This is a genomic window from Rhizobium pisi (assembly GCF_003938655.1).
Lineage (GTDB): Bacteria > Pseudomonadota > Alphaproteobacteria > Rhizobiales > Rhizobiaceae > Rhizobium > Rhizobium pisi.
In genome coordinates this window covers 278309-302025 of the sequence record NZ_RJJT01000007.1, presented here as the reverse complement: position 1 = coordinate 302025, position 23717 = coordinate 278309, and the positions used below count along the sequence as shown (strand labels likewise).

Below are 23717 nucleotides of genomic sequence, written 5' to 3'. Positions count from 1 at the left end.
AGCAGGTGATCCTTCGGCACCAGGCTATCGAGCGTCACCATCTCAAGAGCCGTCTGGGTGGGGGCAGGTTTCTTCAACATGTCCCAATGAATCATAAACCCCTGGACGGTGCCAGGGGTTTGTCAGCGGTCTGAGGCGGGCAAAAGCCCGCCTCCTCTTCAATTCCGGATCGGTACGCTCCGCTTAGTGGCTGTCCTTGCCGACAGCATTTCCGCGGCATCCCTTGAGGAAGTCGAGGTCGGCGCCGGTATCGGCCCCTTCGACATGCTGCTGATGCAGGAAGGCATAACCGGACTTGGGCAGATCATGGTTCGGCTGCCATTCGGCGAGACGCCGTGCCAGCTCTTCGTCCGAGATGTCGAGATGCAGACGACGGTTCGGCACGTCAAGCTCGATCATATCGCCATTCTTCACCACCGCCAGCGGTCCGCCAACGGCTGCTTCCGGAGAGGTGTGCAGCACGACCGTGCCATAAGCCGTTCCGGACATGCGGGCGTCGGAAATGCGCACCATGTCGAGGATGCCCTTCTTCAGCACCTTGGGCGGCAGCCCCATGTTGCCGACTTCGGCCATGCCGGGATAGCCCTTCGGGCCGCAATTCTTCATGACCATGACGCAGGTCTCGTCGATGTCGAGATTGTCGTCGTTGATCTTGGCCTTGTAGTCGTCGATATCCTCGAACACGACGGCCCTGCCCCGGTGCACCAGGAGATGCGGCGAGGCTGCCGAAGGCTTCAAGACCGCGCCCTTCGGCGCGAGATTGCCGCGCAGCACGACGATGCCGCCCGAAGACGTCAGCGCCTTTTCAGCGGGCAGGATGACGTCCTCGTTCCAGTTGATGACTTCTTTGACTTCGTCCCAGACGGTTTCGCCGGAGACCGTCAGTGCGTCCTTGTGCAGAAGGCCGGCCTCACCGAGGCGCTTCAGCACGACAGGCAGGCCGCCGGCATAGAAGAACTCTTCCATCAGGTATTTGCCCGACGGCATCAGGTTGACGATTGTGGGAACGTCACGGCCGCAGCGGTCCCAATCGTCAAGCGAGAGATCGATGCCGACACGGCCCGCGATGGCGAGCAGGTGGATGACGGCGTTCGTCGATCCGCCGATGGCCGCATTGGTGCGGATGGCGTTTTCGAAGGCCTGCTTCGTCATGATGTCGGAAGGCTTCAGATCGTCCTTGACCATCTGGACGATACGGCGGCCGGTCAGCTGCGCCATCACCTTGCGGCGGGAATCGACGCCCGGGATCGCGGCATTGCCTGACAGTGCCATGCCGAGTGCCTCGGCCATGGAAGCCATGGTGGAGGCAGTGCCCATGGTGTTGCAGGTGCCCGACGAGCGGCTCATCGACGCTTCCGCCTCGAGGAACTCGGCCTGCGTCATCTCGCCGGCCTTCACCATTTCAGAGAACTTCCACAGATGCGTGCCGGAGCCGACGCGCTCGCCGCGGAAATAGCCGTTCAGCATCGGTCCGCCGGTGACGACGATCGAGGGCAGGTCGACGGAGGCAGCGCCCATCAGCAGCGACGGCGTGGTCTTGTCGCAGCCGACGAGAAGCACGCAACCATCCATCGGCTGGCCGCGGATCGCTTCTTCGACTGCCAGTGCGGCGAGGTTGCGATACATCATCGCGGTCGGGCGGAAGGTATTTTCGGAGGCCGAGAACACCGGCACTTCGAGCGGGAAGCCGCCGGCCTCCCATACGCCTGCCTTAACCTTTTCGGCGAGCTCTCTCAGATGCCCGTTGCAGGGGGTCATATCCGACCAGGTATTGAGGATGCCGATCACCGGGCGACCGTCGAACAGGTCGTGCGGATACCCCTGGTTCTTAAGCCAGCCGCGGTGATAGATCACGTCGCGGCTCGTGCCGCCGTACCATTCCTGCGATCTCAGCCTGCGCGGCCATTCCGCTTTCTTTTTCATAATCTCTGTCCTTCAGGATACCCCCGGACCGCCTCGTACGACCCGGGTCATCTCGCTCTGTCTCAAGCCAGCGTGTAGGCCGTCTTGACGGTTGTGTAGAACTCGGCAGCGTACTTGCCCTGTTCGCGCGGACCGTAGGACGAACCCTTGCGGCCGCCGAACGGCACGTGGAAATCGACGCCTGCTGTCGGCAGGTTGACCATGACCATGCCGGCTTCCGAATTGCGCTTGAAGTGCGTCGCATGTTTCAGGCTTGTTGTGGCGATGCCGGCCGAAAGGCCGAATGGCGTATCGTTGGCGATGGCAAGCGCCTCATCGTAATCCTTCGCCCGGATCACCGAGACCACAGGTCCGAAGATCTCCTCGCGCGAAATGCGCATCTGGTTGGTCGCTTCGGTGAACAGCGTCGGTTGCAGGTAGAAGCCGGGCGTGTCGCGGGAAACGAGCTCGCCGCCGAAGGCGAGTTTGGCGCCTTCCTTTTTGCCGATCTCGATATAGTCGGTATCGGTCTTCAGCTGCCGCTCATCGACGACGGGACCGATATGCGTGCCGGCCTTGAGCGCATTGTCGACGACGAGCGTCTTCAGCTTGTCGGTCAGAGCCGCGACGAACTTGTCGTGGATGCCTTCGGTGACGATCAGGCGCGACGATGCGGTGCAGCGTTGGCCGGTCGAGAAAAAGCCGGAATTGGCGGCTGCCTCGACGGCGACGTTGAGATCGGCATCGTCGAGCACGACCATCGGGTTCTTGCCGCCCATCTCAAGCTGGAACTTGCGGTTATGCTCGATGGAGGCGGCGGCGACGCGCCGGCCGGTGCCGGTGGAGCCGGTAAACGTGATGCCGTGAACATCGGGGCTTTCGAGCATGGCCTGGCCGACAACCGAGCCCTTGCCCATCACGAGGTTCAAGACACCCTTCGGCAGCCCTGCCCTGTTGAGGATATCGACGATTGCCCAGGAACAGGCCGGCACCAGTTCGGCCGGCTTGAAGACGATGGTATTGCCGTAGCAGAGTGCCGGCGCGATCTTCCAGGCCGGAATGGCGATCGGGAAGTTCCACGGCGTGATGATGCCGATGACGCCAAGCGCCTCGCGGGTGATCTCGACGCCGATATTCGGGCGAACCGACGGGATGACCTCGCCAGCGAGCCTCAGCGCTTCGCCAGCGAAGAATTCGAAGATCTGCGATGCGCGGATGACTTCGCCGGTTGCCTCGGGCAGCGTCTTGCCTTCCTCGCGGGCGAGCAGCGCCCCGAGTTCGTCCTTGCGCGCCATGATCTCGTCGCCGGTCTTCTTCAGGATGACGTGGCGTTCCCAGATGCCAGAGCGCGACCAGGCCGGAAAGGCGGCCTTGGCGGCGGCAATGGCGTTTTTCGTGTCTTCAGCGCTGCCATCGGCATAGAGGCCGACGACCTCGTTCGTATCCGACGGGTTGATGTTCTTCGTCGCGTTCGAGCCGACCCATTCGCCGGCGATCAGGTTTTGATAAATGGTCATGGGCTCAACAAGCCTCCTTTACCGTTTACATCACGGCCCGGCCGCGGTGGCAGCCAGGCCTCGAAAATCAGAGCTGCTTGACGGCAATCTCTTCTTCGGCAGCCACTTTCAGCGGATTGCGGAGCGGCAGGCCGAATTCGGCGACTTCGATCTCGAAGACGTCGCCTTCTTCGGCCTTGATGCCGTCGGCAAAGGAAAGGGTCGCCGTGCCGAACATATGGACATGAACATCTCCCGGCGCACGGAAGAGGTCATATTTAAAGTGGTGATATTCCAGATTGGCGAAGGTGTGCGACATGTTCGCCTCACCCGACAGGAACGGCTTCTCGAAGATCACCTTGTCGCCGCGCTTGATGCGCGAGGTGCCGCGAATATCGTCAGGCGCTGCGCCGACGCGGATTTCCGGGCCGAAGCTTGCCGGACGCAGCTTCGAATGGGCGAGATAAAGATAATTGATCCGCTCGGTGACGTGATCGGAAAATTCGTTCGACAGCGCAAAGCCGATGCGGAAGGGCGTGCCGTCCTTGGCGATCACGTAGATGCCGGCCATTTCAGGCTCTTCGCCGCCATCGAGCGCGAAGGAAGGCGAGATGAGCGGCGCGCCGGGGGCTGCGGCGCCATGGCCGTTGCCCTTGTAGAACCATTCGGGCTGCACGCCCTTTTCGCCAGCCTTCGGCTTGCCGTTCTCCAGGCCCATCTTGAACATCTTCATCGAGTCGGTCAGCGTTTCCTCGGCCGCCTCGGTGGTCTTCTTGTGCATGGAATCGCGGGTGGCGGCGGAGCCGAGATGCGTCAGGCCGGTGCCGGTCAGATGCAGGTGAGCCGCATCGGGATGGGTGATCGGCGGAAGGAAGCGGCCTTCCGCATAGGCCTTTTCAAGATCGACGGCATCGCCGTAACCATGGGCTTCGATGACCGAGGCAAGCGACTTGCCGCCGTCCGCCGCTTCCATCGCCAGCGCATAGACGCTGCCGGCATTCTTGACCGACTTGGCGGCGCCGCCCTGCTCGCGCACGGCGACGACGATCTCTCCGTTAGCACCCTTGATTTGCGAAATAAGCACGTCTTCAATCCTTCTCGTTTCAGCGAAGACAGGAAAAGCTCCGCCTGTCCGGCTCCATCAGGAGCCGGAATCCATCTTTCATCTGACTGCGAATGCCTGGCTGCGCTTTGGAGCTCAGCCCTTGTTCTTGTTGTAAACGTCGAAGAACACGGCTGCGAGAAGCACGGCGCCCTTCACCATCTGCTGCGAGTCGGTGCCAAGGCCGTGGATCGACATGCCGTTGTTCATGATACCCATGATCAGAGCGCCGATGACAGCTCCGGTCACCTTGCCGACGCCACCCTGGGCGGATGCGCCGCCGATGAAGCAGGCCGCGATCACGTCGAGTTCAAGACCGAAGCCGCCCTTGGCCGTCGCCGAGTTGAGACGCAGCGCAACGATAAGACCGGCCAGTCCGGCGAGCAGGCCCATGTTCGCAAAGGTCAGGAACGTCAGCCGCTCGGTATTGATACCGGAAAGCTTCGTCGCTTTCTCATTGCCGCCCATGGCGTAGATTCGGCGACCGATCGTCGTGCGACGCGTAATGAAGGCATAGGCGGCGACGAGGACGAGCATGACGACCAGCACGTTCGGGAAGCCGCGATAGATCGACAGCTGGTAGCCGAGCCCCAGGATAGCCAGCGAGACAATGATGTTCTGGGTCAGGAAGAAGCCCATAGGTTCGACGTCATTGCCGTGCTTCTCGTTCGACAGGCGCTTGCGCCATGCCATATAGAAGAGGGTTACGGCGCCGATAACGGTCAGGATGATTGAGGTCGAGTTGATGCCGCCCATATCGAAGAGGTTCGGCAGGAAGCCGATGCTGATCAGCTGGAACTCAGGCGGGAAGGGACCGATGCTGGTGCCGGTTCCCGATGCCGTCATGACGAACAGCGTCAGCCCGCGGAAAACAAGCATGCCGGCCAGCGTGACGATGAAGGACGGGATCTTGTGATAGGCGACGAAATAGCCCTGGACGCCGCCGACGAGCGCGCCGAGAGCAAGGCAGATGATACCCGCCAGGATATAATTGGTGTGCCATTGCACCGTCATCACGCCGGCGATGGCGCCGATGAAGCCGACGACGGACCCGACCGAAAGATCGATATGGCCGGCGACGATGACCAGCAGCATGCCGAGCGCCATGATGACGATGAACGAGTTCTGCAGAATGATGTTGGTCAGGTTGAGCGGCTTGAAGAGAACGCCACCGGTCGAGAACTGGAAGAACACCATGATCGCGATGAGCGCGATAAACATGCCGTATTCACGGATGTTGCCGCGAACGTAGTCTCCGATCGAGACGACACGCCCTTGCTCAGCGATGGGTTGATTGATCGGTGTCATTGCTTCTTCTCCCCTGAGCGCATGATAGCGCGCATGATGGTTTCCTGGCTTGCTTCTCCCTTCGGCAGTTCAGCGACGATGCGTCCTTCGTTCATCACGTAGATGCGGTCACAAGTGCCAAGCAGTTCGGGCATTTCCGATGAGATCATCAGAACGCCCTTTCCATCGGCGGCAAGCTGGTTGATGATAGTATAGATTTCGTATTTTGCGCCAACGTCGATGCCGCGCGTCGGCTCGTCGAGGATCAAAACATCCGGATTGGAGAACAGCCACTTCGACAGCACCACCTTCTGCTGGTTGCCGCCGGAAAGATTGACCGTTTCCTGGAAGATGCTGGAAGAGCGGATGCGCAACTTCGACCGATAGTCGGTCGCAACCCGCGATTCCTTGACGCTGTCGATGACGGAGGCATTCGACACCGCCTTCAAATTGACCAGTGTCGTATTGTGCAGGATCGTATCGTTGAGCACGAGGCCAAGCTGCTTGCGGTCTTCGGTGACGTAGGCAAGACCTGCGTCGATCGCCCTGCGCACGGTGCTGACATCGACCGGCTTGCCGTGCATCAGCACCTCGCCGGAAACCTTGTGGCCATAGGCCTTGCCGAAGAGGCTCATGGCGAATTCGGTGCGCCCTGCCCCCATCAGACCGGCGATACCGACGACTTCGCCCTTGCGGACGGTGACGTTGATATTGTGCAGGACCTGGCGGTCGCGGTGCTGCTGGTGGTAGGCGTTCCAGTTCTTCACTTCGAGAATGGTTTCGCCGATCGGCACCGAACGCGGCGGGTAGCGGTCTTCGAGATCGCGGCCGACCATGTTGCGGATGATGATGTCTTCGCTGATCTCGTCCGCATGACAGTCGAGCGTCTTGACGGTCATGCCGTCGCGCAGGACCGTGATCTGGTCGGCGACCTTGCGGATCTCGTTCAGCTTGTGGGAAATGATGATCGAGGTGATGCCCTGCTTGCGGAACTCCATGAGCAGCGTCAGCAGAGCGTCGGAATCGCTTTCGTTGAGCGAGGCCGTCGGCTCGTCGAGGATGAGCAGTTTCACGCTCTTCGACAGCGCCTTGGCGATCTCGACGAGCTGCTGCTTGCCGACGCCGATGTCGGTCACGAGCGTGTTCGGAGATTCCTGCAGGCCGACCTTCTTGAGCAGCTGCTTCGTGCGGTTGAACGTCTCGTCCCAGCTGATGACGCCGCTCTTGGCATTCTCGTTGCCGAGGAAGATGTTTTCCCCGATCGACAGCAAGGGCACGAGCGCCAGTTCCTGGTGGATGATGACGATGCCGATTTCTTCGGAGTCCTTCAGGGCCTTGAAGTTGCGCGTCTCGCCTTCATAGACGATGTCGCCTTCATAGCTTCCGGTGGGATAGACGCCCGATAGCACTTTCATCAGGGTCGATTTGCCGGCCCCGTTTTCGCCCACCACTGCGTGGATCTCACCCTGGCGAACCTTGAGGTTCACGTTCTCCAGCGCCTTGACGCCCGGGAACGTCTTGGTGATGCTCCGCATTTCAAGGATGGTATTGTCCATAGTCAAAGTTCCAGCGCCTCCGGCCGTCAAGCGGCCGGGCGATCATAAAATCGAAGACCGGAACCCGCAAGCGCGGGTTCCGGCCATCTCGTATTACTTCAGCTTGTCTTCGGTGTAGTAACCGCCGTCGACGAGGATCTGCTTGTAGTTGGTCTTGTCGACAGCAACCGGCTTCAGCAGATAGGACGGAACGACCTTGACGCCGTTGTCGTAGGTCTTCGTGTCGTTGACCTCAGGCTCCTTGCCGGACATGACGGCATCGACCATGGCAACAGTGACCTTGGCGAGTTCGCGGGTGTCCTTGAAGATCGTCGAGTGCTGTTCGCCAGCAATGATCGACTTGACCGACGGAACTTCAGCGTCCTGACCGGTGACGATCGGCAGCGGCTGGGCCGCAGTACCGTAACCAACACCCTTCAGCGACGAGATGATGCCGATCGACAGACCGTCGTAGGGAGACAGGACGGCATCGACCTTGGCGTCGGTGTAGTTGGCCGAGAGCAGGTTGTCCATGCGGGCCTGGGCCGTTGCCGGATCCCAACGCAGCGTGCCGACCTTGTCCATGCCGGTCTGGCCGGACTTCACGACGAGCTTGCCCGAGTCGATGTACGGCTGCAGGACGGACATTGCGCCATCATAGAAGAAGAAGGCGTTGTTGTCGTCCGGCGAACCGCCGAAGAGTTCGATGTTGAACGGACCCTTGCCATCCTTGAGGCCGAGGCCGTCAACGATGGAGCCGGCCTGCAGAACGCCGACCTGGAAGTTGTCGAAGGTCGCGTAGTAGTCGACGTTGCCCGAATTGCGGATCAGACGGTCGTAAGCGATGACCTTGATGCCGGCATCATGTGCCTTCTGGAGAACGTCGGAAAGCGTGGTGCCGTCGATCGAAGCGATGACGAGAACCTTGACGCCCTTCGTGACCATGTTTTCGATCTGCGAAAGCTGGTTCGGAATGTCGTCGTCGCCATACTGCAGGTCAGTGCCGTAACCGGCAGCCTGGAGCTGCTTGACGATGTTGTTGCCGTCGTCGATCCAGCGGGCAGAAGCCTTGGTCGGCATGGCAATGCCGACGGTGCCCTTATCCGCGGCCAGAGCCGGTGCAACGAACGAAGCGACGCCGAAGGCAGCCGCGGCCATCAATGAGATAATGGATTTCATTTCTCTCTCCCTTGTTAATAGAGCAGCGGACGAAAAATCGCCCGCCCCGAAACTGTGGCAGGTTCCGTATTGGATAGTTACTTCAGATGGTGAGAAACGAAGTAGGTCTCCTCCACGATCTCACACGTGTTGAGTGCCAACCAGCACACGGCGGCAAACTGGTATGGATTCCTATAACTGTCAAATAGAATAACTGGTAATGTGCATAACAATTTTGGTATATCGTTAAAAAGTATTACTTTTGATGGAACGCAGTGGGGAGGCTGCAACCATGACGATTGTTTCAGAGCCAATTTCGATGGATCACGTCGATATCCACAGCGATAATTTCGGTGACGACGGCCTTTTGCGTGCGGGGCTTAAGCTGAATCACCTGCGTATGATCGTCGCAATCGAAGATAGCGGGCAGATTTCCGCTGCCGCGGAAGTTCTGAACATTTCACAGCCCGCCGCGTCGCGGATGCTGTCCGAAATGGAATCAATTACCAAGACTCAGCTCTACGAACGCGTCGCCCGCGGCGTGGTGCTGACGACCTTCGGCGCAGCCCTTGCCAGAAGGGCTCGCAAGATCCTCCTGGAGCTGCGCGAGGCGAGCCGCGAGATCGGCGAACTCAAGAGCGGCAAGGGCGGCTCGGTCTTCATCGGCGCGGTCACCGCGCCGGCCATGAGCCTCGTGGTGCCGGCGATCAACAGGGTCCGCAAGGCCTATCCCGGCATCGAGATCAACATCCAGGTGGAGACCAGCAACGTGCTGGCCCGCGAACTGCTCGCCGCCCGCCACGATTTCATCATCGGCCGCATTCCCGACGATCTCAACCCGCGCCTCTTCGAGGTGACAGAGATCGGCATCGAGCGGGCCTGCCTGATCGTCCACAGCCGCCATCCGCTTTTGAAGCAGAAGGTAAGCAGCCTTGTCGACCTCAAGGACTACGACTGGGTGTTCCAGCCGCCGGGCACACTGCTGCGCCGCACGATCGAGGACATCTTCCTGTCGCGCGGCGTGGCTCTGCCGGAAAACATCGTCAACACCTCCTCGCTGCTTCTCACCTGCGCCATCGTCTGCGAAACCGATGCCATTGCTCCCATTGCCATCGACGTCGCCCAGTTCCTGGCCAGCCAAAGTTCGAATGCCTCGGATGTACGCATGCTGCCGATCGATTTTGACATCAACGTCAAGCCTTACAGTCTGATCACCGCGAGAGAACGGGCGCTACCGCCGAGCGCAAGGCTGCTCTACGACATCATCCTCGAAGAGAGCCTGAAGCAGGCGGGCTGAAGCCCGCCGCAAGCCCTGCGCCAACTTGACCGCTTTTAATGCGCGCGTCGAAAGGAAGGCGCATGCTGTTCGGACAGTCGGTATTTCAATCGGTCCTCGAGCGGCTGAAGGCTGAGGACGAGACGGAGGAAGACGCCGAGGCGCCGGCCGCCCATCGTGTTTCCGGCCTTGCCACCGGGCTCGCTTTCGATGTCATGGAAGGTGTTTCCGCCGCCTCGCAGCGCGTCGGCCAGGCCTATTTCGACAATCTGGAACTCGATGCCGCCGCGATCGCGCCGGAGCAGGCGCCTCCGTCCGAACCCGAGCCGGTCATGCCGGATCATCTCGCGCGCACCGCCCCAGCAGAGGTCGCGGCCGAACTGGCCATCTCCGCCGCCGACACCCCGCTGACGCTGGGCGAGAAGCGCCGCGCCTTTGCCCGGACCAATCATCCCGATCGCGTCGCTCCGCCGTTCCGCGACAATGCGACGAAGCGGATGACGCTGGCCAATCTGCTGATCGACGAAGCGCTGCGGCGAATCGGCCGCTGATTATTCCGCCTGTCCGTCCTTTGCAGGTTTCTCGGCGGTCGCCGCGGGCTCATCCTCATCCTCGGCCTCGGGCTGCGCGGCCGGCTCGGTGGCCGGCGGCTGCGGATTGAAGGTCCAAAACAGCATATAGAAGGAATAGGCGCCCGCGCCCCCCGCCAGCACTGCCCAGAACGGATCGCCGGTGATAAGTTCGACCCCGGCCCAGCCGAAGCAGACAGCAACGATGGCAATTCGCACCCAAAGGTGACGATAGGCCGGATGATTCGGATCGATGAGTTGCATTCCTGCTCCGCGGTCGCATATGTCGCATTGCCCTCGGCCTGCGCCGCGCTTGTCTTTAGTTCGAATCTTGCAAATGTGAAAGAGCCGCGGGCTTGACGTGGCGCAGAGATGGTGGAATGAAAATTCCAGATTTTTAGCAATTCAGTTTATTTGTTCCGAATTCAACGGAGGTTGCAATGACAGTGAGATTTGGTCTTCTCGGCGCCGGCCGCATCGGCAAGGTTCATGCGAAGGCCGTCAGCGGCGACGCCAATGCGACGCTCGTCGCGGTCGCGGACGCCTTCCCGCAGGCGGCCGAAGCCATCGCTTCCGCCTATGGCTGCGAAGTCCGCACCATCGAGGCGATCGAAGCGGCCAAGGATATCGACGCCGTCGTCATCTGCACGCCGACGGATACGCATGCCGACCTGATCGAGCGCTTCGCCCGCGCCGGCAAGGCGATCTTCTGCGAAAAGCCGATCGATCTCGACGTTGCCCGCGTCAAGGCCTGCATCAAGGTCGTCGAAGAGACCGGCGCCAAGCTGATGGTCGGCTTCAACCGCCGCTTCGATCCGCATTTCATGGCGGTTCGCAAGGTGATCGACGACGGCAAGATCGGCGACGTCGAGATGGTGACGATCACCTCGCGCGATCCCGGCGCCCCGCCAGTCGATTACATCAAGCGTTCGGGCGGCATCTTCCGCGACATGACGATCCACGATTTCGACATGGCCCGCTTCCTGCTCGGCGAAGAGCCGGTCTCGGTCTTCGCGACCGCAGCCGTGCTCGTCGACAAGGCGATCGGCGAAGCCGGTGACTATGACAGCGTCTCCGTCATCCTGCAGACCGCATCCGGCAAGCAGGCCGTGATCTCGAACTCGCGTCGCGCCACCTATGGCTACGACCAGCGCATTGAGGCCCACGGCTCCAAGGGCGTCGTCTCGGCCGAAAACCAGCGCCCGGTCTCGATCGAAGTCGCCAACGCCGACGGCTACACCCGCCCGCCGCTGCACGATTTCTTCATGACCCGCTACACCGAAGCCTATGCCAACGAGATCGCAAGCTTCATCGCCGCGATCGAAAAGGGCACGAAGATCTCTCCATCGGGCGCCGATGGCCTGGCAGCCCTCGCGCTTGCCGATGCCGCGGTTCAGTCCGTTAAGGAAGGCAAGCTCATCAAGATTGGCTGACGGCCCTCTCCCGACCGGAAGCCACGCATGAGATGGCCGGGCACAGCCCGGCCATTTCTCGTTTGACCCGCAGGTGCCCTCACTCCGCGCTCTGGACACCCGACAGCACAATATCCTGGTCGATCACCGACAGCGCTCGGTTCAGATGCCCGTCGAAGACGAGGATCTGTTCGTCCGCGACCACCCGGATCTCGGGCATGCCTTCCATGCGCACGACATGCGATTGGCCGAGCCCTTCTTCGACCCCCTGCCGGAGAAGGTCGTAGTACCGCGTGCCCGGGCCGGTGATGGCGATCGGCATGCGTTCCGTCAGGCTCAGCATGCGCGACAGCCCGTTGCCGAGCGCCAGCCCCGCCTGGCGGAAGGCGAAGGCGGAAACGCGGTGGCCCTGGCGCGCCTTCGCGGCGATCTTGTCGAGTTCCGCCACCGGCACGAACTTCGCCGGGATCGTGTCGAGCGGCACTTCGAAGGCGCTGCGCAGGATCGCGTAGAAACCGGCATAGGCCTCGATGCAGCCGCGCGTGCCGCAGCGGCAGAGCCCGCCATTGGCCATGTGCAGCATATGCCCGAAATTCGGCGCCGAGACCTCCTGGCCTGTCTGCCCCCCGCGCCGGACGATACCGAGCCCGATGCTGTGGCCGAGTGAGAGGGCAGCGAGCGAGCGGAAATCAGCGCCTTTTGCGATCTCCTCACGCGCGCCGAGTGCGGCTGCGACCAGCAGCGTCTCATTGTCGAGAATCACCTTGGCCTGCCAATCCGGCCGGAGTACTGATTCGAAATCGATCTGGTCGCTGCCGAAGATCGGCGACCAGAGGAGCACCGGCTCGGTGGAATTGACCAGCCCCTTGCTGCTGATCGAGATCAGAAGCACTTTTTCCTGTGATATCTTGGAGCGATCGAGAATACGCAAAAGCCCGGCGCGCACAGCCGCGACGAAGCGGGCCGCACCCGAAGGATCGTGCGACCGTTCCTCGTTGAAGCGGTCGATCAGCTTTCCGGCATAATCGACCAGCGAATATTGCACGGCATCCGAGGAGATGATGACGACGATGAGATAGCCGCAGTCACGCCGCTGGCGCAAAAGCACGCGCGGCCGGCCGCGCCCGCTTGCCGCCTGGTGCTCGGATTTTTCGATGATCTGGGCTTTTTCGAGATCGGCCGTGATCGCAGAGATGGTGGCCGAGGAAAGGCCGGTGAAATCGGATATTTCGGTATGCGCGAGCGCGCCGTGGCGGCGCAGCACGGACAGCACGAGCACGCTGTTTCTCTGCCGGACCAGCTCCGTGCTCGACTTGGTCAGCATGGATGCCGCCCTCTCCTCCTGCTTGCTCTTCCCTTGATTTCCACTGCATCTCCGGCCGCCGTTGCGCAAGGGGATTAAGCCGGTAGTGCAGTGTTGACAGTTGAAAAAATCTCTGACACTAAATTTCTCGACTGTCGAGAAAAAAATCCGAACCTTTCTCGACAGCTTTTCGCGGTGGCCGGAGGAAGCATGGGCTGGGCCGGTCGCAACTCACTCGGGAGGACATTATGAAGTCTATTTATAAGCTGATGGCAGGTGCTGCCATTCTCGTTTCGCTGCAGTCGGCTGCCGTGGCTGCCGATCTCGTCGTCGGCGTTTCCTGGTCGAATTTCCAGGAAGAGCGCTGGAAGACCGACGAAGCCGCCATCAAGAAGGCTCTCGAAGCCAAGGGCGCCAAGTATATTTCCGCTGACGCGCAGTCTTCTGCCGCAAAGCAGCTCACCGACGTCGAATCGCTGATCTCGCAGGGCGCCAACGCCCTGATCATTCTCGCCCAGGACTCTGACGCCATCGGCCCGGCCATCGAAAAGGCCGCTGCTGAAGGCATCCCGGTCGTCGGCTACGACCGCCTGATCGAAAATCCGGCCGCCTTCTACATCACCTTCGACAACAAGGAAGTCGGCCGTCTTCAGGCTCAAGGCGTCTTCAAGGCCAAGCCGGAAGGCAACTACGTCTTCATCAAGGGCTCGTCTTCCGACCCGAACGCTGACTTCTTGTTCTCGGGCCAGCAGGAAGTGCTGAAGGCCGCCATCGACGCCGGCAAGATCAAGAATGTCGGCGAAGCCTATACCGACGGCTGGCTGCCGGAGAATGCTCAGCGCAACATGGAGCAGTTCCTGACCGCCAACAACAACAAGGTTGACGCCGTTGTTGCTTCGAACGACGGCACGGCCGGCGGCGCGATCGCAGCTCTCGATGCACAGGGCCTCGCCGGTTCCGTTCCGGTTTCCGGCCAGGACGGCGACAAGGCGGCGCTCAACCGCATCGCTCTCGGCACGCAGACGGTTTCCGTCTGGAAGGACAGCCGCGAACTCGGCAAGCGCGCCGCAGAAATCGCTCTCGACCTCGCCGGCGGCAAGGACATGAGCAAGATCGACGGCGCCCAGACCTTCAAGGGCGGCCCGAAGCATGTCGAAATGAACTCGGTCTTCCTCAAGCCGCTTGCGATCACCAAGGACAATCTGAACGTCGTTATCGACGCCGGCTGGATTTCCAAGGCGGAAGCCTGCCAGGGCGTGAAGGCCGGCACGGTCGCTGCCTGCAAGTAAGCCAGGGCTGAACTGAAATGACCGGCGCCGCAGCGGAACACCGTTGCGGCGCCGGATGCGGATGAGAAGGTCAAAGACGAAATTTTCTCCGCTTCGCCACACCATCGCGGACTTTCATTCCCTGCCGGAAGAGCGTCGCGACGCCACGCGACCGGTTTCCGGAAGCATCGCAATGGTCAGTTGAAGAACAGACTGATGACGCCGATGGCAGCCCTTGGCACGCCGGCGCGTCCGTCCAAACAAAGTGGGGGAACGGCAAACCCATGGCCGAAATGGTAAAATCCACAACATCAAGCGGGCCGCGAACGGCGGAAGCCAATCTGGTGACCCGCTTCTTCCGCGCCACCGAGATCGACACGCGCCTGCTCGGCATGATCGGTGCGCTCATCATCATCTGGATCGGTTTCCACATCATCACCGGCGGCCTGTTCCTGACACCGCGCAATCTCTGGAACCTGTCGGTTCAGACGACCGACATCGCGGTCATGACCACCGGCATGGTGCTGATCATCGTCACCCGCAACATCGACCTTTCGGTCGGTTCCGTGCTCGGCCTCTGCGGCATGATCATGGGCGTGACGCAGGCCAAGATCCTGCCTGAGTATATCGGCTTCGACAGTCCGTTCACCTGGGTGATCACGCTGCTGATCGGCCTCATTGCCGGCGGCCTGATCGGCACCTTCCAGGGCATGATCATCGCCTTTCTGAACGTTCCCTCATTCATCGTCACCCTCGGCGGCCTGCTGGTCTGGCGCGGCGCGACCTGGCTCGTCACCAGCGGCCAGACGGTTGCCCCGATGGACCAGACCTTCCGCATCATGGGCGGGGGCGCGGAGGGCTCGATCGGCGCCACCTGGAGCTGGGTCGTCGGCATAGCCGCCTGCCTCTTCGTCATCGCCAGCATCGTCGGCTCCCGCCGCCAGCGCCGCCGCTTCGGCTTCCCGCGCCGGCCGATGTGGGCGGAATATTTCCTCGCCGTCCTGAGCTGCGTGCTCATCCTCGGCGCGGTCTGGATCGCCAACAGCTATTATTGGCCGATCAACATCGCCAAGAAATATGCCGAGACCAACAATATTCCCTGGCCAGAGACCGGCCTGGATATTCCCTACGGCATCGCCGTGCCGGTGCTGATCGCCATCGTCGTCGGCATCCTCATGACCTTCATCGCCACACGGCTGCGCTTCGGCCGCTACGTCTTCGCGATCGGCGGCAACCCTGAGGCAGCCGAGCTCGCCGGCATCAAGACCCGCTGGGTCACCGTGCGCATCTTCGCGCTGATGGGTGTTCTCGCAGCCATCGCGGCGGCGATCTCCACCGCCCGCCTCAACGCCGCGACGAACTCGCAGGGCACGCTCGACGAGCTCTACACCATCGCCGCCGCCGTCATCGGCGGAACGTCGCTGGCAGGCGGCACCGGCACCATCGCCGGCGCCATGCTCGGCGCGCTCGTCATGCAGTCGCTGCAGTCGGGCATGGTCCTCGCACATGTCGATACGCCGCTGCAGAGCGTCGTCGTCGGCACCGTCCTCGTCGTCGCGGTCTGGCTAGACACCGTATACCGCTCCCGTGCCAAGTGAGAGGAGCCCTAGACATGGCTGATCAACGCACTCCCCTCGTGGAACTGAAAAACATCTCGATCTCGTTCGGCGGCATCCATGCCGTAGACAATGCCTCCGTCGATCTCTATCCCGGCGAAGTCGTCGCTCTTCTCGGCCATAACGGCGCCGGCAAGTCGACGCTGATCAAGATCCTCTCCGGCGCCTACAAGCGCGACAGCGGCGATATCCTGATCAATGGCGAGCCGGCCGACATCCGCAATCCGCGCGATGCCAAGAAATACGGGATCGAGACGATCTACCAGACGCTCGCCGTCGCCGACAATGTCGACGCCGCCGCCAATCTCTATCTCGGCCGCGAGCTGAAGACCCGCTGGGGCACGCTCGACGACGTCGCGATGGAAGCCTCGGCCCGCGAAGTGATGGGGCGGCTCAACCCCAACTTCAAGCGCTTCAAGGAGCCGGTGAAGGCGCTCTCGGGCGGCCAGCGGCAATCGGTGGCGATTGCGCGCGCGATCCTCTTCAACGCCCGCATCCTGATCATGGACGAGCCGACGGCCGCCCTCGGCCCCCAGGAAACGGCGCAGGTCGGCGAGCTGATCAAGCAGCTGAAGAAGGAAGGCATCGGCATCTTCCTCATCAGCCACGACATCCACGACGTCTTCGACCTCGCCGACCGCGTCTCGGTGATGAAGAACGGCCAGGTCGTCGGCCACGCCCGCACCGAGGATGTGACCAAGGACGAAGTCCTCGGCATGATCATCCTCGGCAAGGTGCCGCCCAAAGCCATCCCCGGCCCCGGCGCCATGCAGATCTGACCGCCGAAAGGTCAAGGCCCACGAAATCACGCTCCGCCGCCCGAAAGGCCGGCGGAGTTTTTTTGTGTTTTGGGCCGAAGCTGAGGCCGCAGAGCCCGCGCAACGCTCGCGGCAAACGCCGCCTGCCGATGAATTTCGATTTGGCAGGGAGGTTTGGAAGGACGTTTTTAAGGGTCCCCATCATCTCAAAAACACCCTCCCGGGCTCCGGCGCCATTAGAAATCCGCCCACCGCAAGTCCATCGCCAGGCCATCCGGCTGCCCTGTCTGCAAGGCCGGCCGCGATTTTTGCTCCCTTTGACGAAATCGAGACCGGAAAACCCGTCCAAACGCCACAGGAAATGCCTCCTCCCGATCAACTCCGGCTGCCAGCGAGGTTTGGAAGGACGTTTTTAAGGAGCCCCAACATTTTCAAAAAAACGCAAAATGACCAAGCTCCTCTGCCCTCCTATTAATTTTTTAAAATGTTGACCCTTCTTAAAAACGTCTTTGCCAATGATAACTGGCTGATTTCCTTTATTTTTAGTGGCAGAGAGGTTTTTAAGCGGACGAAAATCGGCTCTTCTGACTGCTGGCCGGATTCGCTTTTCTCAGCCACATCAAGCCGAAGCCCCACGCTCAAATCCGCGAGAGACACGCCCCAACCCGCAAACCGGACAGCGCACCAACCCTTCGGCGCTAAGCCCGACCGACAAAAATCCCCGCCAAACCACAAGCACCCGTATTTCTGAGAATTTCGCGATTGAAGCCAGCCGCAAGCTAGGCTAAGAACCACCCATCGGACAGGCGATTCAAACCGCCCTCGGCATGCACCCGTAGCTCAGCTGGATAGAGTGTTGGATTCCGATTCCAAAGGTCACAGGTTCGAATCCTGTCGGGTGCGCCAAATTTCCGCCATTCCGGAATAAAATTGGGCGCAGAGATCCGCTATTGGCCCAAAGCAGACTGAGGCTCGCCTCAAAAGACGCCAGTTTTGCCGCCCATGACGAACGCTGAAAGTTTTAGCCGCATCCGAAAAGCGGACATTTGCGCGAACTGGCGAGAGAGCGGGTTGGTGCCACCAGAGGACCTCTGGCAATCGGAGGGCAGTTCTCGCGGCGTTGGGTCCGCTTTTCTTCCAAGCAAGTTCTGGAAAAGTGTCCCACGGTTTTCGGACAAGAACCTGCGACAAATCAAAAGACTAAGCAGACCTTTGTTGGCTTGCCAACGAAGGTCTGCTTAGTGCCCGGATGTTAAGCCAAGCCCTTTTTGATCGCGGGCATTGCGAAGCCCGCGGTCAGTCGTCACGCCGCTGCACCAAGTCCGTAGCGGGCAACGGTCACCAGAAACAACAGCATCGAGGCCAAAGTCAGTATCGCGCCGGCGCTCGCCAGAGCGGGCGAACCTCCGACGATGACCATGGCAATACCTGGGGTCATGAAAGCGACACCGAGGATGGCAAGTCCAGCGTGAACGCGGGGAAGAATCCCCTGCGCTGCTGCGGGGGTCAGTCGGTAGTACAGACCAAACAACGCCAGCGTCGTCCATCCCACCAGGTTGAGGTGCGCATGGGCCGGCGCCAGCAAATGGTCCTCGCTGATTGCCATCTGGATCCCACAACCCATGCCAGACGTGACGCACACGACCGCCGCGAGAAAAAAGATAAAGGCGATGTCACGCATATCAGCCTCTCTGCGCCAGCCCGGGGCCGGTAAACTGCGAGCCATAGCGTGCCGCACATTCGGCAATAGCGGCGATGTCACGCGGTATTTGAAAACCGCCTGCGGCGACTTCTTTGAAAAAGCCTTCAAAGCCACCCGGCGTCAGCACGGCGATGCAAACAGCGCCATCGGGACCTGTGCGGAAGCTATGACGCTTGCCACGTGGGATATGCGCAGTCTCCATCGGACCGCGCCGAAACACGGTGCCCTCAAGTTCGAAATCAATGACGCCTTCCAGCACAAGGAAAGTTTCGTCCTCGGCCTCGTGGACGTGCGAAGGCGGGCCTTCAAGCGGACCGGCAACGCCGTGGACGATGGACATGGCGCCTTGAGTTTCGGCGGAGGACAACAGGATGCGATAGGTGGTGCCGTTCCAGCTATGAGACTGCTGTGGCTGGGTATATATGTTCATGATGCAGGGACCTTTGTGGTTGGTTGATGGAAGGCCCCCGAGGTAACGCACCGGCGGACTTGTGATAAATTGAATGATTGTATCGACTGAATTGGTCCCATGAATTTATCCGCGTTCGACCTCAACCTGTTGAAAGTGCTTGATGCCTTGTTGCGCGAACGGTCTACCGTGCGCGCCGGGGAGCGGGTTGGCCTATCGCAGCCGGCAGTGTCAGCGGCCCTTGGGCGGTTGCGCGCCGCCTTCGGCGATCCACTGCTGGTGCGTGATGGCCAGCAAATGCGCCCCACGGAATTCGCACTTGGTTTGGTGTTGCCGCTGACGCAACTGCTCGAGGATTCAAGCCGCCTTTTGAACCCGGCAAGCTTCGATCCAGTAAGTGCGGTGCAGACTTTCCGCATTGCAGCGTCGGATTTTTTCACCGAGATGATGCTTCCCGGCCTACTGGCTAACCTGGAACAGCAGGCGCCCGGCATTTCGCTGCGCTATACTGACTCGCCCAATCTTCAGACCATGGACGACCTACGGGAAGCCAGGCTGGATCTGATCTTGTTGCCTGCGGGCAATTTTCCGCCCTGGGTCGATTGCCGACCGATTTTTCATGCCGGTTACGTTGTTGTTGCGCGGCAGGATCATCCGGTTCTACGCCAGCACGATGTTACGCCAGCGGCGGCGATGCCCGTCGAACTGTATTGCAGCCTGCGCCACGCCGCCTTCTGTGTCATCGAGTCGGCGCCCGATCGAGAAACTGCCGCACTTGCTGCATTGGGTCTGCAACGCGAAGTCGTTCTCTCGGTGCCGACCTTTGCGGCCGTCTTGCGATCTGTAGCGGCGACAAACCTCGTCGGAATTGTACCGCGCCGGATGGCCCACAAAGTGGCCATCACAGCGGGGCTTGCCATTCATCCGCTGCCCTTTGCTTTGCCGCCAACGCTGTTGGCAATGATTTGGCACCGGCGCAATTCCGCCTCCCGTGCACACGCCTGGTTGCGCGATCAGGTCTTTGAAATACTCACGCCACTCGATGATCTTGAACAGGCCGGCGTCGGCAACGCGGTATTGGGAGGCCCTGGCAATATCGATTGATTGCAGGATATTTCTGCCAGGTGGCCTGGTCGCCTCTTTCTTCAGCGTCAGGTGCATGCGCTCATGCCGGCCATTCTCTTGCGGATGGCCCGGCAGCAATCCGTGCCGTATCGACTCTGTACTCGCCCCTCGCCCTTGAAAGGTCATCGAAGAAAAACTCTTTGTTTTCAATGTCACGAATTGCAGCCAGAGTTGGCGTTAGCACAGTGTTAGCGTGAGTCATCTACCATCGTGACACCATTGGAAACCGCCACGGAACATATCAAGGATCGGCTGCAACAGCGGCAGGCAGAATGGTGACGGGCTCTGAAACGCTGGCTTACGGAGATGACATGAAACTGGTTCTAGGCAGCCTGATATTGGCGTCTGGCATACTGCTATCCAGCCTGTCGGGATTCGCCGCTTCCGGCGGATGGCAGTCGGATGGGCAAGGCACGAGATACTGGCACGTCACTCCACCGCCCGGGCAATGCAACATAAGCCAGGCGAGAAACCGGGCGCTTCGGGCCGGCATCTATCGCAGCGAGATTATACAGCAGGATGAGAATATCATCGTGCTCAGAGGTCTGGATGAATCAGGCGACCGGCGAACGATCGGTTTCGGCAACATCAGGGGATGCCCTGAGTTAGAAGGCTTTGAGGATCCTTCGCACTTCTGAAGGCACGTTTAGAATTTGTTCAGCGAACTTTTCCAGTTCTGACCGGGGTGCGCATTTCTGTCCAAGCGTCGCGCAGCGAGGCTAGCGGTTAGCAGCTACTCGCGGACGCAGGTTGCGATTGCCCCTGGGATGGCCGCATCCTCAATTCGCCAAGCTTACACATCCGCTCGTTAGCAATTTGTTGACCATAATCTGGCTCTACTCAGCCGGATGGATGCGGAGTTCCCATCCGTCGTCGCGTGTTTGGTGTAGGACGGATTGTTCGTGTTGAAGTATCCAGTGCAAGGATTGTCGGGCGCAGCCTTGGGCGGCATGGCCACGCTCCTGTCGCATGCAAAACGCTTTGCAGCGCAGACCATTCTGCCGGCTTTGTTTGCGCTCCCTGCCCTTGTCGGTTCTGCATCATTCGCCTCGGCGGAAGATCGCGCCCTGAAGCTGTTCTTTACCCATACGGGCGAGAGGGCGACGATTACCTATAAGCGGGATGGAAAGTTCGATCCGAAGGGCCTCGCCCAGATCAATCGCTTTCTGCGCGACTGGCGGAGGAACGAGCCCACCCGTATGGATCCCCGGCTGCTCGACTTGGTCTGGGAGGTGTACAAGAAGAGCGGCGGCAAGGACTATATCCACATCGTCTCTGCCTATCGTTCCCCTGCTACCAACAACATGCTCCGCAACCGCTCGCGCATCACGGGCGTCGCCAAGAAGAGCCAGCACATGCTGGGCAAGGCGATGGATTTCTACGTTCCCGGCGTGAAGCTTGCGACGCTGCGGGCCACTGCGATGCAGATGCAGGTCGGCGGTGTCGGCTATTATCCGACCTCGGGATCGCCCTTCGTGCATCTCGATGTCGGCAACGTCAGGGCCTGGCCCCGCATGTCCCGGCAGGAACTCGCGCGATTATTCCCCAACGGGCAGACGATGCATCTTCCGGCCGATGGCCGGCCTCTGCCGGGATACGATCAGGCGATTGCGAACTACAGGAAGCGCGTCACACCCACCTCGATTGAGATCGCCAGCGCCGCCGGAGAAGACGATGACGTGGGAGCATCGACCCCGCCTGGCGGCGGCACCACAGACAAGAACCTCGTGACGGCGCTTCTGCCGGCGCCCCGAGGCCGGGCATTGAATGCGCTCGCGCTGCAGACCGGTGCGGTCGCGCCGGATGACAAACGGTCCGCTCTGGACCTTTCATCTTTGCCGATTCCGATACCGGCGATGCGCCCGCCCGCCCTTGACCACGACGCGAGCACGGACGACAAACTGGAGACTGCGTCGATCGGCCCGATTGCCGCTCTTCCGGAGAGACAGACCTCGGCATTGCCGGCCCACGCCCGCTTCCATCCCCTTGTCGTTGCACAGGAGACCTCCAGGCAGGGCGCTGATATGATCGCCTCCCTGCCCATGACCGCTTCCTGGGAAGAAGCAGATTTCTTTGGATCGACGTCCGACGCGGCGCTGATGAAATGGGCGCTGCATTCTCCCGGCGAGGCGATGGAATTGAGCGCGCCTCGCGTTTCCCCCCGCACGGTTCATCGTGAGGCTGGTGTCGCGGCATCAGGTGTGGATATCATGCCGGTCGCCGCTACAGACCTGTTCGATGCCAACCGGTTTGCGTCGCCCCCGGAGGGCTGAGCTCAATCATCAGGGCTGGATGCGCGGCACGAAGCCGGTCAGAAGCGTCAGCGGCCTGTCGAGGTCGGAGCCGGGCCGAAAGACGGCGGCGCTGTCCGATGTGACGATCGCTAACCTATATCCATCGACATGCCGGGCGCGATTGACGAGAGTCCAGATGCTTCTGGAAACCCAATCCCCACGTCAGAATGGAGCGCCGCACGGCGGCCAATCAGCTTTTTTAGAACATCCTAATTAATCAACATGCCTTGCGGCCGATGCTCGCACATCGACCCGAAAAGTCGGAATCGACTATCGGAAAGAACGACGTCGATTCAATGTGTTAAAGCATTCTCTCCAGACGCGCAGTCGCCGCAGTTCGGGTAGCCGAACGACCATGACCATCGCTTCCGCGCACGCCGGACTCGGACCAAAGTCTGGTCAACCCCGGACTTCGTACCCATACAAAACCTTCCCTCGCTGTAATAGCAATAGCACATCCGCAAGTAAAGAGGCATAACGCTATGAGAAATGTACTAATTTCAGGCGGGGCTGGATTCATTGGATCGCATCTATGCGATCGACTTCTACTTAGAAATGATATCCAGAAACTTGTTGTTGTTGACAATCTCTGGACAGGACTCTTCGATAATATTGCACACATCAAGGACTCCCGTTTTTACTTCGTGAAATCGGACGTCGAAACGCTGCAGACGTCCGAGAAATTCGATGAAATCTATCATCTTGCCTCTCCCGCATCGCCGCCATGGTATATGCAGGAGCCGAAGAGAACGATTTCCGCGAATCTGCTCGGCGCGTTCCGGCTTCTGGACCTTTTGAAGAGGGGCGGCCGTTTCGGTTTCACCTCTTCCTCCGAAGTCTATGGCGATCCTTTGATCTCGCCGCAGCCGGAATCCTATAAGGGCCAGGTGGATTGCACCGGGCCGCGCTCGTCCTATGACGAGAGCAAGCGCTGCACGGAATCGCTGCTCTTCGAGATGCAGCGCACCCAGGGGCTCAACCTCAAGGTTATCAGACCCTTCAATATCTATGGTCCCCGCACACGCGCCGACGATGGGCGCGCGGTCTCCAACTTCGTCACCCAGGCGCTTTCGGGACGCCCGATTACCGTGTTCGGCGATGGCCTTCAGTCTCGCAGCTGGGGTTATGTCGACGATATCGTCGACGGCTTCGCCCGGTATTTCTGGATCAATGAAACCGACTACAAGGGGCCTCTGAACATCGGCAATGATCGCGAGATTTCGGTTCTCGAGGTCGCACAATATGTTTCCAGCCTGGTCGGCGGCGTGCCGATCGTCTTCAAACCGTCGCCGCCGCAGGATCCCACGAACAGACGCCCGGACCTGACCAACGCAAATTATGTCATGCCGGAATGGTCGTGCAAGGTCTCCTATGAGCAGGGCGTGGCCATGACGCTCGACTGGTTCAGGGAGAAGATGAAGGCGCGCGCAGCGGGGTAACCATCACGCACGGCTTTCAGGCCCGCGCCTCGGGCGCGGGCGGCCATGCCATGGTGCGATTGAGAA

At 60.5% G+C, this 23717-nt stretch carries 20 protein-coding genes and 1 tRNA gene; 11 read left to right on the top strand and 10 right to left on the bottom strand.

All coding sequences use genetic code 11. The annotated features are described in order from the left end of the window. Positions 1-183 precede the first annotated feature (183 nt). The 6 genes from araD to chvE all read right to left on the bottom strand — a co-directional run bounded on the left by araD (position 184) and on the right by chvE (position 8501). Positions 184-1923, bottom strand: coding sequence for an L-arabinonate dehydratase (gene araD, locus EFD55_RS12465; RefSeq protein WP_125845351.1), 1740 nt, complete (start codon positions 1921-1923; stop codon positions 184-186). Between the two features lie 62 nt (positions 1924-1985). After that, positions 1986-3419: an aldehyde dehydrogenase family protein gene (locus tag EFD55_RS12460; protein ID WP_125845350.1), complete on the bottom strand. Its 1434-nt coding sequence runs from the start codon at positions 3417-3419 to the stop codon at positions 1986-1988. A gap of 67 nt (positions 3420-3486) precedes the next feature. Further along, entirely contained in the window at positions 3487-4482 is a 996-nt protein-coding gene (araD1, locus tag EFD55_RS12455; protein ID WP_125845349.1) for an AraD1 family protein, read from the bottom strand. Between the two features lie 114 nt (positions 4483-4596). Next, a complete protein-coding gene (mmsB, locus tag EFD55_RS12450) occupies positions 4597-5808 on the bottom strand; it encodes a multiple monosaccharide ABC transporter permease (protein WP_125845348.1) in 1212 nt (403 codons plus the stop codon). Then, the gene (gene mmsA, locus EFD55_RS12445; RefSeq protein ID WP_125845347.1) at positions 5805-7343 is read right to left on the bottom strand and encodes a multiple monosaccharide ABC transporter ATP-binding protein; all 1539 of its coding nucleotides are present in this window, start codon (positions 7341-7343) and stop codon (positions 5805-5807) included. Before mmsA ends, mmsB begins: the two co-directional genes overlap by 4 nt. Before the next feature lie 93 nt (positions 7344-7436). Then, entirely contained in the window at positions 7437-8501 is a 1065-nt protein-coding gene (chvE, locus tag EFD55_RS12440; protein ID WP_125845346.1) for a multiple monosaccharide ABC transporter substrate-binding protein, read from the bottom strand. A 271-nt stretch (positions 8502-8772) separates the two neighbouring features. Here chvE and EFD55_RS12435 point away from each other — a divergent pair, with 271 nt between their 5' ends. Together EFD55_RS12435 and EFD55_RS12430 are read left to right on the top strand one after the other, a co-directional pair. Then, entirely contained in the window at positions 8773-9777 is a 1005-nt protein-coding gene (locus tag EFD55_RS12435) for a LysR family transcriptional regulator (protein WP_125845345.1), read from the top strand. A gap of 62 nt (positions 9778-9839) precedes the next feature. Next, complete coding sequence (locus EFD55_RS12430; RefSeq protein ID WP_125845344.1) at positions 9840-10307, top strand: hypothetical protein; 468 nt, start codon at positions 9840-9842, stop codon at positions 10305-10307. On the opposite strand, the gene EFD55_RS12425 is transcribed toward EFD55_RS12430, so the two are convergent. Next, positions 10308-10589 (bottom strand): hypothetical protein, encoded by a 282-nt coding sequence (locus tag EFD55_RS12425; protein ID WP_125845343.1) that lies wholly within the window; start codon positions 10587-10589, stop codon positions 10308-10310. Positions 10590-10765: 176 nt separating this feature from the next. Between EFD55_RS12425 and iolG the strand changes: the two genes are divergently transcribed. Next, positions 10766-11758 (top strand): inositol 2-dehydrogenase, encoded by a 993-nt coding sequence (gene iolG, locus EFD55_RS12420; protein ID WP_125845342.1) that lies wholly within the window; start codon positions 10766-10768, stop codon positions 11756-11758. A 79-nt stretch (positions 11759-11837) separates the two neighbouring features. Here the strand turns inward: iolG and EFD55_RS12415 are convergent, their stop codons facing one another. After that, positions 11838-13061, bottom strand: a complete 1224-nt coding sequence (locus tag EFD55_RS12415) for an ROK family transcriptional regulator (RefSeq protein ID WP_125845341.1) — start codon at positions 13059-13061, stop codon at positions 11838-11840. A gap of 227 nt (positions 13062-13288) precedes the next feature. On the opposite strand from EFD55_RS12415, the gene xylF reads away from it, so the two are divergent. From xylF to EFD55_RS12395, 4 genes are all read left to right on the top strand, one after another. Then, complete coding sequence (gene xylF / locus EFD55_RS12410) at positions 13289-14329, top strand: D-xylose ABC transporter substrate-binding protein (protein ID WP_125845340.1); 1041 nt, start codon at positions 13289-13291, stop codon at positions 14327-14329. 263 nt (positions 14330-14592) lie between these two features. Further along, positions 14593-15906, top strand: a complete 1314-nt coding sequence (locus EFD55_RS12405; RefSeq protein WP_125845339.1) for a sugar ABC transporter permease — start codon at positions 14593-14595, stop codon at positions 15904-15906. Between the two features lie 14 nt (positions 15907-15920). Continuing rightward, positions 15921-16703, top strand: a complete 783-nt coding sequence (locus tag EFD55_RS12400; protein ID WP_088672941.1) for an ATP-binding cassette domain-containing protein — start codon at positions 15921-15923, stop codon at positions 16701-16703. An 808-nt stretch (positions 16704-17511) separates the two neighbouring features. Beyond that, positions 17512-17588: transfer RNA gene (locus EFD55_RS12395), tRNA-Arg, on the top strand. A gap of 397 nt (positions 17589-17985) precedes the next feature. Here the strand turns inward: EFD55_RS12395 and EFD55_RS12390 are convergent. Both EFD55_RS12390 and EFD55_RS12385 read right to left on the bottom strand, forming a co-directional pair. Next, the gene (locus EFD55_RS12390) at positions 17986-18363 is read right to left on the bottom strand and encodes a hypothetical protein (RefSeq protein WP_125845338.1); all 378 of its coding nucleotides are present in this window, start codon (positions 18361-18363) and stop codon (positions 17986-17988) included. Between the two features lies 1 nt (position 18364). Next, complete coding sequence (locus tag EFD55_RS12385; protein WP_125845337.1) at positions 18365-18814, bottom strand: cupin domain-containing protein; 450 nt, start codon at positions 18812-18814, stop codon at positions 18365-18367. A 99-nt stretch (positions 18815-18913) separates the two neighbouring features. Between EFD55_RS12385 and EFD55_RS12380 the strand changes: the two genes are divergently transcribed. The 4 genes from EFD55_RS12380 to EFD55_RS12365 all read left to right on the top strand — a co-directional run bounded on the left by EFD55_RS12380 (position 18914) and on the right by EFD55_RS12365 (position 23651). Next, the gene (locus EFD55_RS12380; RefSeq protein ID WP_125845336.1) at positions 18914-19897 is read left to right on the top strand and encodes a LysR family transcriptional regulator; all 984 of its coding nucleotides are present in this window, start codon (positions 18914-18916) and stop codon (positions 19895-19897) included. A 332-nt stretch (positions 19898-20229) separates the two neighbouring features. Further along, positions 20230-20556, top strand: a complete 327-nt coding sequence (locus EFD55_RS12375; protein ID WP_125845367.1) for a hypothetical protein — start codon at positions 20230-20232, stop codon at positions 20554-20556. Between the two features lie 312 nt (positions 20557-20868). Continuing rightward, on the top strand, positions 20869-22191 hold the full coding sequence (locus tag EFD55_RS12370; protein ID WP_125845366.1) for a peptidoglycan L,D-endopeptidase MepK: 1323 nt from the start codon (positions 20869-20871) through the stop codon (positions 22189-22191). 503 nt (positions 22192-22694) lie between these two features. Beyond that, positions 22695-23651 carry an NAD-dependent epimerase/dehydratase family protein gene (locus EFD55_RS12365; RefSeq protein ID WP_125845335.1) on the top strand — a complete coding sequence of 319 codons (957 nt, stop codon included), beginning with the start codon at positions 22695-22697 and terminating at the stop codon, positions 23649-23651. Positions 23652-23717: the final 66 nt, after the last annotated feature.